General features: G+C 69.2%; 9 protein-coding genes and 1 pseudogene. 5 read left to right on the top strand and 5 right to left on the bottom strand.

Annotated elements, in window-relative coordinates:
- The coding region (locus AB0I10_RS27900; RefSeq protein WP_363155392.1) for a M4 family metallopeptidase at positions 1-1,860 on the bottom strand (1,860 nt) is incomplete at its 3' end.
- Positions 1,861-2,144: 284 nt separating this feature from the next.
- Between AB0I10_RS27900 and AB0I10_RS27895 the strand changes: the two are divergent.
- The 3 genes and pseudogenes from AB0I10_RS27895 to AB0I10_RS27885 form a co-directional block, all read left to right on the top strand.
- Positions 2,145-2,347, top strand: a pseudogene (locus tag AB0I10_RS27895) (DUF72 domain-containing protein); the annotation flags it as partial.
- A gap of 201 nt (positions 2,348-2,548) precedes the next feature.
- Entirely contained in the window at positions 2,549-3,142 is a 594-nt protein-coding gene (locus AB0I10_RS27890; RefSeq protein WP_363155391.1) for a TetR/AcrR family transcriptional regulator, read from the top strand.
- A complete protein-coding gene (locus tag AB0I10_RS27885; RefSeq protein WP_363155390.1) occupies positions 3,139-3,990 on the top strand; it encodes an alpha/beta hydrolase in 852 nt (283 codons plus the stop codon). The genes AB0I10_RS27890 and AB0I10_RS27885 overlap by 4 nt, the downstream gene beginning before the upstream one ends.
- A gap of 440 nt (positions 3,991-4,430) precedes the next feature.
- On the opposite strand, the gene AB0I10_RS27880 is transcribed toward AB0I10_RS27885, so the two are convergent.
- The 3 genes from AB0I10_RS27880 to AB0I10_RS27870 form a co-directional block, all read right to left on the bottom strand.
- On the bottom strand, positions 4,431-5,453 hold the full coding sequence (locus tag AB0I10_RS27880) for a hypothetical protein (RefSeq protein ID WP_363155388.1): 1,023 nt from the start codon (positions 5,451-5,453) through the stop codon (positions 4,431-4,433).
- A 395-nt stretch (positions 5,454-5,848) separates the two neighbouring features.
- On the bottom strand, positions 5,849-7,168 hold the full coding sequence (locus AB0I10_RS27875) for an MFS transporter (protein ID WP_363155387.1): 1,320 nt from the start codon (positions 7,166-7,168) through the stop codon (positions 5,849-5,851).
- A 97-nt stretch (positions 7,169-7,265) separates the two neighbouring features.
- Positions 7,266-8,669 (bottom strand): M20 family metallopeptidase, encoded by a 1,404-nt coding sequence (locus AB0I10_RS27870; protein WP_363155386.1) that lies wholly within the window; start codon positions 8,667-8,669, stop codon positions 7,266-7,268.
- Between the two features lie 176 nt (positions 8,670-8,845).
- On the opposite strand from AB0I10_RS27870, the gene AB0I10_RS27865 reads away from it, so the two are divergent.
- Positions 8,846-9,760, top strand: a complete 915-nt coding sequence (locus tag AB0I10_RS27865; RefSeq protein WP_363155385.1) for a LysR family transcriptional regulator — start codon at positions 8,846-8,848, stop codon at positions 9,758-9,760.
- A gap of 529 nt (positions 9,761-10,289) precedes the next feature.
- Here AB0I10_RS27865 and AB0I10_RS27860 read toward each other — a convergent pair.
- Entirely contained in the window at positions 10,290-10,934 is a 645-nt protein-coding gene (locus AB0I10_RS27860) for a cysteine hydrolase (RefSeq protein ID WP_363155384.1), read from the bottom strand.
- A 465-nt stretch (positions 10,935-11,399) separates the two neighbouring features.
- Between AB0I10_RS27860 and AB0I10_RS27855 the strand changes: the two genes are divergently transcribed.
- Positions 11,400-11,831, top strand: coding sequence for a pyridoxamine 5'-phosphate oxidase family protein (locus tag AB0I10_RS27855; protein ID WP_363155396.1), 432 nt, complete (start codon positions 11,400-11,402; stop codon positions 11,829-11,831).
- Positions 11,832-12,067 lie beyond the last annotated feature (236 nt).

Below are 12,067 nucleotides of genomic sequence, written 5' to 3'. Positions count from 1 at the left end.
GCGAACCGCAAGCAGCTCGCGCCGGTGCGCTCCCAGATCAGCCCGCAGCTGCCAAGAGCCGCCGCAAGGCCGGACGCCACCGCGGCGATGCTTGCCGGCTGGCGCGTTGGCTGCCGTGACGTTCACGGCAGCCCAGGACTTGTCCACCGTCTTGTACTCGGCGCTGTTGGCCCCGTAGAGGTCCTTGGCGGCCTTCAGGGTCGCGGTCCGGGCGTCGTGGAAGTCGGTCGTGGAGACCATGTACCGGGTCAGCGCACGGTAGTAGATCGCCGTCGCCTTGTCCCTGCCGATGCCGGTCACCGTGGAGCCGTCGTACGTGGGAGAGTCGTACGCGACGCCGCCGATCTCCTTCTGCCCGCTGCCCTCGGCAAGGAGGTAGTAGGCGTGCGAGGAGACGCCGGAGCCGGCGTGCACCTCGGTGTCGTACGACTCCTTCGACCAGTAGTCGACGGTGCCCTCAAGCTTGTCGAGGGAGGGCTTGTCCAGACGGCGCAGGAACTTCTGCTCAAGGCCGAGCTTCTCGCCCATCAGGTAGTTCGGCGGATTCTTCGGGTTGTTGGCCGCGAACTCGACCGCGCTTCCGAAGATGTCCGCCAGCGACTCGTTGAGGGAGCCGGGCTCGCCGAACTGGTTGCCCTCGCTGTCGACACGGGTGGGCTGGAGGCCGGCGGTCGCGTCGACGACGCCGTGGGTGAGTTCATGGCCGGTGACGTCCAGGACGACCAGCGGCTTGGTGAAGGTCTTGCCGTCACCGTCGCCGTAGAGCATGCAGCCGCAGTCGGACGACCAGAAGGCGTTGCCGACGTTCTTGCCGAAGTGCACCAGGGCGCGTGCCCCGGTGCCGTCGTTCTTGATGCCCTTGCGGCCGAACGTCTTCTTGTAGAAGTCGAGGGTGCTGGTGATGCCGTACTGCGCGTCCACCGCAGCCGTGCCGCGATCGCTCGTCTTGCCGTTGCCCCAGCGGTTGTTGGTGCTGGTGAACGCCTTGCCGTCGGCGAACTTCTCCAGTGCCTTGCCGCCCGCGTCCCGCGTCTCGGTCTTCCCGCGGGTGGAGTCCTTGAGGACGAAGGAGTTCTTCGCGGTCTGCGTGGTGGAAAGCGGCACCTTACCGACGAAGAAGGAAGAGCCGGTGCCGGTGGCCGCGGCCGGGAAGCCGGCGGACTTGCCGGCCTTGCCCGCAGCGGTCGGGGCGGCGCCGGTCAGCCCGGTCGCGGGCCTGAGCTTCTCGCCCCGCTCGCGCAGCTTGTCCTGTACGGAGGGCGACAGGAACGAGTCGTTGACCGGGATGTTGCTGAGTACGGATCCTGTGGCGGCGTCGACGACGACCGTACGGACGCCGCCGGCCTCGTCGGTGCGGCTGCCGGTCACCCGCACCTGGTAGGCCAGCGCCGTCCGGCCGACGCGGGCGTCCACGACCAGTTCGGCTGCGCCGGCCTGGCCCTGCGCGGCGGTGGCAGCCTTCGCCGCAGCCTCCCCGGCCGACAGCTTCGGGCTGGTGGACCGCACCTCGATCTGTCGCCCGGAAGCCCGGGTGACGTCCTGGTAGGCGGACTTGGCGTCCAGGTGGACAACGAGGTCACCGCCGAGCACCGGCAGGCCGCGGTGGGTCCGTATGAAGCGGACGTGCTGCGTGCCGTCCGGGTCGACCAGGAGATCCGTGGCCTTGAGGCCGTCCTTCTTGCCGACGCCGGTGGCGGAAGCGTGGGCATACGCGGCGGCGCGGGCCGCGTCCACGATCGACGCGTGTGTGGGGGAGGAAGTGGGAGCTGAGGCTTGAACGACCGAGGGGGCCGCGGTGGCGGTGCCTGCCACCCCTGCTGTGACGGTCGCGGCCGTCGTCACCGCGACGGCGATAGCCAAGCTGCGTATGTGGGGTCTACGCACTGTTTCGGGTCCTTTAGCACGTGGGCGGCCGGCCAACCAACCGCCCGTACGCGCAGTGCTGTTGCGCACTGCGGGGGTCGGGCGACCCCGTGCAAACCCTGGGCACTATGGCATGGGCATGTAAAGCCAGAAGGTCGGTTTCCGACCTTGTTAAATCGAAATTTGACAATTGATCAGCCTTGGGTAGCCGCAAGGTGACCAACCGTGTTCTTCGGTGGGAAAGGTGTGTTCCTGGTGAGGGAGAGGCGAACGGAGGCGAGTTGGTTGCTCCGTCGCCGCGAGAGTTCGGAACCTCCGGCTGGCAGTACAAAAACTGGCGCGATGCCCTCTACCCGCGGGACCGGCCGCAGCGGCTGCGGCTGGAGGAGTACGCGCGGCAGTTCGCCACCGTCGAGAGCAACGCCGCCTTCTACCGGCTGCCCGAGGAGAAGACCTTCCCGACTGGCGGGACCGGACCCCCGACGGCGCACTCGACGGCCGGAGCCGGGGAACTCAAGCAAAAGGCACTCAGGGCTGAGGCATTCGAGAAAATCCTTCGGTCACTCCGACCTCGCACCCCACCTCGTCACGGCGTGACCAGCGGCACCTCCGTGAACCTGTCTTCCGTTTGCCTTCCTAGGGGCTCTAGGTTATACCTTGGATCTCTAGGAACCGAGGAGGGCGAATGGCGCGGGCCGGGCTGACGGCGGAGCGGGTGACGATCGCGGGCGCCGAGCTGGCGGACGAGGTCGGGCTCGACCGGGTGACCATGTCGCAGGTGGCGCGGCGGCTCGGCGTGAAGGACGCGAGCCTCTACACGCACGTTCGCAACCTGGAGGATCTGCGCGGACGGATCGCGCTGCTGGCAGCGGACGAGAAGACCATCCGCATCGCCGAGGCGACCGCCGGGCGGGCGGGCAAGGACGCACTGGTCGCGTTTGCCAACGCCTGGCGGGAGTACGCCCACACGCATCCCGGCCGCTACACGGCGACGCAGACCCCGATCCAGATCGACCCTGAGCTCGCCGCAAAAGCCCCCGGACCGCGGCGTGCCGTCGAGCTGACCTACGGCATGCTGCGCGGCTACGGGCTGGCCGAGCCCGACCTGACCGACGCGGTCCGGCTGCTGCGCAGCACGTTCCACGGGTTCGTCGCCCTGGAGGCCGCGGGCGGCTTCGCGCACAAGCGGTCCTCGCAGCACTCCTGGGTCCGCGCCCTCGACGCCCTGCACACCCTCCTGGAGAACTGGCCCCCGTCCCGAGAAGGAGACTCCCCATGACCACCCCGACCACCCCGACCACCGGCAGCCTGCCCGTGAACGGCGCGACCCTGCACTACGAAGTGCGCGGCCAGGGCCCGCTCCTGCTGCTGATCCCCGGAGGGGCGGGCGACGCGGCCTCCTTCGACGGCATCGCCGACGACCTGGCCACTGAATACACAGTCGCGACCTACGACCCGCGCGGCATGTCCCGAAGCACGCTGGACGACCCCGAGGCCGAGCAGCGCGTGGCCGAACACGCCGACGACGCGTTCCGCATGCTGGAACTACTGTCGCCCGGTGAGCCCGCCCGGGTGTTCGGCGCCAGCTCGGGCGCGATCGCCGCCCTGCACCTGCTCACCGCACATCCCGAACGCGTCGAACGCGTCGTGGCGCACGAGCCGCCGATAGTGGAGGTCCTGCCGGACGCCGCCGACCATCGCACGCTCATCGCACATGTGCAGGAGACGCTCCGCACCCAGGGGCTCATGCCGGCGATGGCCGTGTTCGCAGCGGGTCTGAAGAAGGACGGCGACACCACTGAACCGAAGGTCGAGCTCAAGCTTCCGCCGCAAGCAGCGGCGCGGGCCGAGCGGACGATGGCCAACCTGCCGTACTTCGTCGGACGCATCGTGCCCAGCTTCATGTCCTACACCCCGGACACCCACCGGCTGGAGGCACTGTCGGACCGGCTTGTACTCGCCTGCGGCCAGGACTCACGCGGCGAGCTGCCCTACCGTCCGGCCGCTCTCCTGGCCGAGCGCCTCGGCACGGAACTCCAGCACTTCCCCGGCGGGCACACCGGCCTGACCACGCACCCCGCCGAGTTCGGCGAACTCCTGCGGAAAGCCCTCCGCGCCTCGATCTGAATTCCACTCGCCCTGGCCGACTTCGCCGACGATGGTCACTGAACCTCACATCCGCAACTGCCCGTCCCTGGGGGGAACTCGTGGCCGCAGTCACCTGAGCAACCTCAACTGATCAACAGGGTTTGACAATTGCTCGTTTCCAGTGGCGCCGGTGGTCAACGGCGCCGCATCGAGCCGGACGCCGTAGTGGGCGGTGCCGTTCGTGGGGCCGACGGCGAGCCGGATCAAAGGCAGAGACAAGAAGACCTCCTGAAGATGGGCAAGAGGGGTGGCCCACTGGGCAGGTGGGCGGACAGAAGTGCCGTCTCCTGCCCGCGGGCAGGAGACGGCGTACGTCGGCGTCCATGGCGGTGGCGATTTTGCGCTGACGCCGCTTCTTAGTGCGCTGGTAGATCAGCTGGGCCCGCTCGCTGCACCCCGCACCGAGCTGGGCCGGTCTGTTACGCGGCGGTGAGCCGCTTGACCCAGGTGACCGAGCTGCTGCTGCCAGGGGCCTGGATGAAGACCCGAGCGGGAATGGCTACGACGTGCTCCTGGTTGCTGCCGTCGAGGTCGCGGACGACGATGTAGCCGGTGTAGGTGGCGCCGTTGGCCCGGCCCTCCAGATAGCCCTTCTTGCCCTGCGGCACGTTGATCTCGACGTCCGACTCCCGGGTGTTCTGCACCTTGGTGGTGGAGGTGGAGCTGTAGCTGTAGGTGAAGCTGGCCTCGCCGCCGACCGATCCGCCGTCGCCGCTGATCGTGGGCGTGATCTTGCCGCCCACCTGCCAGCCTTCGGTCGTGCTCTGCTCGTCGGCGACGGACGCCGTGACCTTGTAGGTGAGCTTGCCCTCGCCCGTGAGGCCGTCGCTGGCGCCCCGCTGCGGGTACTTCTCGTCGAGCTTGCCGACGAACATGCAGGGCGCCGACTGACCGTAAGACGGGCTCTGTGAGTCGCTGTTGGTCATGTGGCAGTACTGCTCGGCGGTCTGGCCGCCGGACAGCTTGTCGTCCTTGGTGTTCTGGCGGATTTCGGTGCCGCTGGGCTTGGTCGCATCGGCCCATCCGTCGGACAGGTGCTTGGCGCTCTCCCGCAGCGGCGCGGAGTGCTTCTCGTCGGCGGCGTACTGCGTCGCCGCCGTCTGGGCGTCCTTGACGGCCTGTTCGGGGTCGTACTTGCTCTGCACGTCCGCCAGGGTGAATGCCTTGACGTTGCCGTCCTTGTCCTTGTCCACCCCGGCCGGGTAACCCATGGAGGATTCCGAGGAGTTGACCGGATCCGTCTTCTCCATCGCGGCGAGGACATCCTGATCGGACTCATAGGTGCCGTCGGCGACCTTCGCGGTCTGACCATCGTCGGCGAAAGCGGGGGTCTGGGAACCGATCAGGGATATGCCGGTGAGGAACGCGGTGGCGAGTGCCCCGGCCACCACACTGCTCTTGCGCCGGCCCGGAATGAGCTCGGTCTGCAGTCGCGTTGACACACGGTCTCCTATCAGTCGGGCATCGGCCGCTGGGGGCCGCGCCGATTCGTGGGGGGGGGAGTGCGGCGCACCGGGTTTGAACGCACCTTGCCAGGCCGTGATCCCCAGAGCGGGAACGTCAGGGTCTGCCGATGTGTGCGACGAAATACCGGAGTTGGCGTTCGAATGGGGGTGGCCGCAACAAAGAACCTAGAAAGTTACTATTGCGTTCATCCGTAACGTTTGTAACGGATGTAACTCAGTCGCACCGTGGATCGATCACGCCGGCTGGGAAATGGGGTGCGTTCAGCCGCCGGTAGTACGTGCGTTGACCCGGCGTCACCCGGCCCGGGTGACCCATCCGCGATGAGCCATAGGAGCTCGGTGGCTTCCTTCGGGCACCTGCGAACGCCCTCTCAGCGGATACCGCGGATCCGGTACCCGCCCACCAGCGCGGCGATGCTCAGGGTTGAGACGGCCATCAGGTAGTAGCCCGGTGAGACCTGGGAGCCGGTCGCCGTGACCAGCGCCGCGGCGATCGTGGGGGTGAAGCCGCCGAAGAGGGCGACCGTGGTGTTGTAGCTGAACGCGAGCCCGGTCGCGCGGGCTTCCACCGGGAAGACGTCGGACATCACCGATGGCAGCGCGCCGAAGTACGCCGCTTTCAGGAGGCCCAGGACCGTCATGCACAACGCGAGTACCAGGAAGGACGGTGCCTTGGTGAGCCAGATGAACAGCGGAACGGCGCTCAGGCCGATGAGGACTGCGGCAGGGACCATGATCCGCAGCCGCCCGAAGCGGTCGGCGAGCAGGCCCACGACCGGAGTACCGAAGGTGAGGATGACGCCGGTGATGAGCAGGGCGGTGAACGACAGCGAGTCGTCCAGGCCGAGTTCCTTGATCGCGAAGGTGGGCAGGTACTGCAGGGTGTAATTGAGTGCGGTGGAGACCATCAGCGCCCCGCCGGCGATCAGGAGGCCGCCCCAGTGGCGGCGGAACACCGAGCGGATCGGCGAAGGCGTCTCCCCGCGCTCCCGCGCCGCCGGTAGCTGCGCCATCTCGGGCGACTCCTCGACGTAGCGGCGTACGAAATAGCCGACCGGGCCGACCAGGAGGCCGAAGACGAACGGTACCCGCCAGCCCCAGGCCGTCATCTGGGCGTCGGACAGCGTCGCGGTCAGGCCCGTGGCGAACAGGGAGGCCATTACGGTGGCGAGCCCCTGGCTGGCGAACTGGAAGCTGCCGAAGAAGCTCTTGCGCCGGCTGTCCTGCTCGACCAGGAAGGAGGTGGCGGCGCCGAATTCGCCACCGGCCGCGAAGCCCTGAACCAGTCGCGCGAGCACTATGCCCAGCGGTGCGAAGAACCCGAGCGTGGCGTAGCCGGGCATGAACGCCATCAGCACAGTCCCGAGCACCATCAGCCGGATCGACAGCATCAGCGCCTTCTTGCGCCCCTGCCGGTCGGCGTACGAGCCGAGCAGCAGGCCACCGATCGGGCGGACCAGATAGGTGATGCCGAACACGGCGAAGGTCTGGACGAGTTGGATGCCGGGGTCGTCGTCGGGGAAGAAGGTTTTGCCGATGTACGTCGCCATCAGGGCGTACAGGGCGAGGTCGAAGAACTCAAGGGCGTTGCCGATGGTCGCCGCCACTATCGCGCGCTTGGTGGACGCTCGTCTCGGGGGCGTGGCCGGGGACGTGCCCGGCTGGGTCGGTTGAGGGGAGGTTTCGGTCATCGCGGGTCCTTCCGGCAAGCGCCGGGCTGACGGTCGTCAGTCCGAGCGGGGGACGGGGAGCGGGAGGTGGGCCGGGGCGCGTGCGGGGAGTGGAGGGTTAGCCGATGCGTGTGGGGAGCGGGAGGCCGGCCGAGGGGTGGCCGAGGGCGTGGAAGAGCGTGGCCGCCAGCACGATGCCCTCGCGGGCGATGGTGCCGAGCAGGTGCTCGTCGGGTGCGTGCTGGAGGCAGCCGGGGTAGGAGTGCGGCAGCCACAGGGTGGGCAGGCCGAGGATGTCGGTGAAGACGTGGTTGGGCAGTGAGCCGCCGATGTTGGGCAGGACGGCGACAGCGTTGCCGGTGGCCTGCTCCAGCGTCGTCTTGGCCCAGCGCACCCACGGGTCGTCGAGCGGCGTACGGCTGGCGGGAAAGCTGTTGTGGACGGTCACGTCGACCATCGGGTAGCCGCGGGCGGCGAGGTGCTCGGTAATGGCCTCCCGCACCCGGCTCACCTCGGTGCCGGCCACATAGCGCAACTGCAGGGCGGCGCGTGCCCGGCCGGGGATCGCGTTGACCGGGTGGTCGATGTCGGCTGAGCCGAGCGACAGGACCTCAAGGGTGTTCCAGCCGTAGAGCCGCTCGGCGAGGGTCAGGCCGGGCTCGCCCCACCCCTCGTCGGGGGCCGGGTCGCCGGGACTGCCCCCGACCGCAACGCCGGTGAGCGCGTCCCGCACCTGATCCGGGAGGCCGGGTGGCAGCAGTGCGGGGACCTGGATACGGCCGTGCCCGTCGACCAGGCTCGCGATGGCACCGGCCAGGGTGGTGGCGGGGTTGCGCAGGACGCCGCCCCAGTTGCCGGAGTGGTACGCATCCGGCCGCAGGTCGACGTCGAGCAGGAGCCTGACGCCCCCGCGCGCCCCGAGGAAGAGCGTCGGCGTCGTTGCGTCCAGACGCGGCCCGTCCGAGGCGATCAGGATGTCGGCTCGGAGCTCCTCGCGGTGCGCGGCGGCGAAGGCGGCAAGGCCCGGCGAGCCGATCTCCTCACCGGTCTCGAACAGGAAGGTCAGGTTGAAGCCGAGCGACCCCTGCTCGGCCAGCAGCAGCCGCAGCGCCGCGAGGTTGACCAGGTGCTGCCCCTTGTTGTCGGCCGCCCCGCGGCCGTACCACCGGTCGCCATCGGCGGTCAGGGTCCATGGGTCGCGACCGTTGCTCCACTTGCCTGCGTGACCGTCCACCACGTCGGCGTGGCCGTAACAGAGCAGCGTCGGGAGCTCCGGGGATTCGACGCGCGTGCCGACGAGGAACGGGCCACCGGAGGAGTCCGGGTTGGCGTACTGGGCTACGGAGCACCCGAGGCCGGTCAGCGCGGGGACGAGCATCTCATCCAGGTATGCCTTAACGGCAAGGTGACTTTGCGGGCGGGTGCTCTCCGTCGGATACGCGACCATGGCGCTCAGATCGGCGAAGAAGGCGCCGGAGTCGACGTACTCCTCGGCTCGCTGGACCAGATTTTCGGTGATCACTGGTGATTACTCCTGAGCGTGGCGCAGGTACGGGTGCACGGCACGTGCCGTGTTGGCTCAGCAGCGTAAGGGCGCCTCCCCGCCCTGACTATTGCCGTTTGCGCTGCCTGGCGTTCTAATTTCGGCAAACCGGTGTACGCGTCAGACGGCACGCCGCCCAGCCCCATGGAGGTCCGATGCAGCTGATGCCGGTGAGCCTGGCGTACTTTCTCGAAGTCGCCCGCACGGGGGCCGTGAGTGAGGCCGCCCAGAACCTGCGGGTCGCCCCCTCGGCGATCAGCCGGCAGATCGCCAAGCTCGAATCCGGGGTCGGCGTCCCGCTGTTCATCCGGCATCCGCGCGGAATGACCCTGACCGACGCCGGATCACGCCTGGTCGCCCATGCCCGCCGCAGCGAGGCCGAGTCCTCCGCGCTCCTCACCGAACTGCGCACGGGCAGCGGCGCGGACGCCCGCAACGTCACCGTGGCCTGCTCGGAGGGATTCGCACGCCGCCTCGTCCCGCACGCGATGGCGGCCTTCCGGCACGACCACCCGGACGTGACGTTCCAGCTCGACGGCGTACCCCACCAGGAGGCGACCCGCAGGGTGGCCGAGGGAATCGCCGACATCTCCGTCACCTACGCGATGGGCCCGCAGCACGACGTACGGGTGGAGTGCTCCGTCGTGGTACCGATGGCAGCCATCGTCCCGCCCGGACACCCACTCGCCGGCCGGGAACGGGTCGGCCTGGCCGAACTGTGCGCGTACCCCCTCGCCCTGCCGCCAACCGGAACCACCCACCGCGACCTCTTCGACACCGGCGTGCAATTGGAGGACCTGACCGCCCAGCCGGCCCTGGTCTGCGACGCCCTGGCCCCGAAATACGAGTTCGTCCGCTCCGGCGGCGGTATCGCACTCGTCGGCAACCTGGGCAACCTGCACCCGGACCCGGTCGCCGAAGGCGTCGTCTACGTACCGCTCGACCACCCGGTCTTCCGCCGCCGCGAAGCCCAGGTGCAGACGATGCTCGGCCGTCGACTCCCCTGGGCGGCAACACAGTTCACCGGGTTGCTGGTCTCACTGCTGCGCCCGGCAGGACCGATGTCATGACGGGTCCAGGGTCTCGTCCCGCCGCTGGCCACCGTGGCGAGCTCCCACCGCAACGCACGACACCAGGCACCGGAGTATCCGCGCTCATCACCAACAGCCAGGGCGAACACCTCCTCCACCTGCGCGACGACATCGGAGGCAGCACGCTCCACTGGTTACTCGCCTCCGTGGCCGCAGGGCGAGCGAAAGCGGCGCGCTCTGCTCTCCATGGCACGCAGTGTGGCGGCGTCGGCCTGGAGTGTGGCGGCCATGGTGTTGAACGTACGGCCGAGGTCGGTGAGTTCGTCGTCGCCGATGACGCGGATCCGGGGGCGCGGGCGCCGGCGCCGGCGCCGGCGGCCATGGTCTCGGCGGAGACATCGCGGACGGCAACGTGCGGCACGGTCCCGCCGCCCAGGGGCTGCCGATGGCCAAGGTGAACGTCTAGGGCGGCTCGGTCGCGCTGGGCTGAGACGGCACAGGGCAGTTGCGGACCGGCCGGCCCGCGACCCTTCCCCGGCTCCGCGTGGCTCCGCCCGCGCCCCCCGGGTCAGCGGGCGCGGCGCGGCCGTTTCCAGCAGGTCAGGACGTCATCGGTCTTCGTGATGGTGGCCACCAGCGCGAGGGTGTTGCGAACCATCGCGGGGGTGTAGTCGGCGGGCACCCCCGCGATGGCGTCCGCGGGCACCACGGCCGTATAGCCGAGGTTGACCGCGTCGAACACCGCGTTGGGTATTGCCACATTCGCCGACACCCCGGTGACGATGAGCGTCCGGCACCCGAAGTTGCGCAGCAGGGCGTCCACCTCGGTACCGGCGATCGGCGAGAGCCCGTGCAGCCTGCGCACCACCAGGTCGTCCTCCGTGACCGGGATCGGTTCGGCGATGCGTACGGCGGTGGACCCGATCATCTGCTGGACGGGCAGCCGCTCGGCCGCCCTGAAGAGGCGGGCGTTGTGGTTGGCGCCGCGGCCGTCGGGGCGGCGTTCGGCCACCGCGTGCAGCACCTGGACACCGGCGTCGTGGGCGGCCGCGACCAGCCGGGCGACGTTCGCCAGCGCCCCCGATTTACGGGCCGCGTCGGCGAGTTCGGGCAGCGCACTGTCCGGGCCGACGACACCGCGCTGGCACTCGACGGTGAGCAGCACCGTCGAGGCGGGGTCCAGCTGCTCGATGAGCCGTGCGTCCGAAGGCATCGCATTCCTTCCAGGCTGCCCTTCCGGGGCTTGTTTCCAAAGCTTGCTTCCAGGCTTTCCGCCCGGGACTTCCGACCAGGTTTCCGTTCCGGGACTTCCATCCGGGTGTCCGTTCCGGGGTTTCCCTTCCGGGGTTTCCGTTCCGGGGTTTCCGTTCCGGTGGACCTGTTCGAGGCGCGCGAGGCTATCCGGCATTGCGTCCGTTAGGAAGAGCACTCATGATTCCCCCAAGGTTTCTGACAGGCAGTCAGATGATGGTGGGGCGACGGCCGGATCTCGGGGTCGACGCGGGGGCGCTCCCCTCGGCCGACACCTGCCCCGTACAGCGGAGGGCGATATCGGATGACCGACACGCAGCGGACTGACGCGCAGCGGACCGACACGCAACGGACCGGCACGAAAGGTACCGGCACGCAAAGGACCGGCACACAGACATCCGGCACACAGCGGCGCGGGCGCCGGATCATGATGACGCCGGGCGAGCTCGACGCGTTCCTGGCGGAGCAGCGGACCTGCCGGGTCGCCACGGTCGGCGGCGACGGCGCGCCACACATAGGGGCACTGTGGTTCGTCTGGGACGGGACGGCGCTATGGCTGTACTCGATCACCCGCAGCAAGCGGTGGGCGCAACTGCTCAAGGACCCGCGGATCGCGGTGGTCGTCGACGACGGGCACGAGTACGGGGAGCTGCGCGGGGCCGAGCTGGCGGGGCGGGCGGACTTCGTCGGCGAGGCGCCCCGTACGGGCGAGCCCTGCCCCGAACTGCACGCCCCGGAGGGGCTGTTCGCGGCGAAGTACTTCGGGATGGACGCGATGCCGCATGACGGCCGGCACGCGTGGCTGCGGCTGACGCCGGATTCCGTCGCCTCGTGGGACTTCCGCAAGATCCCGGGGTGAGGGCGGGGCGGGCACGGTGCAACGCCGGCAGAGATCGCGTCGTCACCGGGCGGGCATAGGCGGTGATCGAGCGCGATCAGGCGTGATCAGGCGGTCACCTGCCTCGTCGGCTCGGCTCGAAGAGATCGCGTTGTCAGTGGTCTCTGCGAGAGTGGTATGCGTCAGCTCGTTCCCCGCCGCAACGACTGCGGCAGCGGGGCAGCTCCGGCCGTGCCGACCGGGCGTCGGCGAAGACG

It is taken from the genome of Streptomyces sp. NPDC050636, from assembly GCF_040654775.1.
Lineage (GTDB): Bacteria > Actinomycetota > Actinomycetes > Streptomycetales > Streptomycetaceae > Streptomyces.
This window is presented reverse-complemented; position numbering and strand designations above follow the sequence as displayed.

Bases quoted from the DNA above. Each gene is read 5' to 3' on its own strand.
- AB0I10_RS27890 (WP_363155391.1), top strand. From the start codon at position 2,549: ATGGCGCGGGCCGGGCTGACGGCGGAGCGGGTGACGATCGCGGGCGCC.
- AB0I10_RS27885 (WP_363155390.1), top strand. From the start codon at position 3,139: ATGACCACCCCGACCACCCCGACCACCGGCAGCCTGCCCGTGAACGGC.
- AB0I10_RS27875 (WP_363155387.1), bottom strand. From the start codon at position 7,168: ATGACCGAAACCTCCCCTCAACCGACCCAGCCGGGCACGTCCCCGGCC.
- AB0I10_RS27865 (WP_363155385.1), top strand. From the start codon at position 8,846: ATGCAGCTGATGCCGGTGAGCCTGGCGTACTTTCTCGAAGTCGCCCGC.
- AB0I10_RS27860 (WP_363155384.1), bottom strand. From the start codon at position 10,934: ATGCCTTCGGACGCACGGCTCATCGAGCAGCTGGACCCCGCCTCGACG.
- AB0I10_RS27855 (WP_363155396.1), top strand. From the start codon at position 11,400: ATGATGACGCCGGGCGAGCTCGACGCGTTCCTGGCGGAGCAGCGGACC.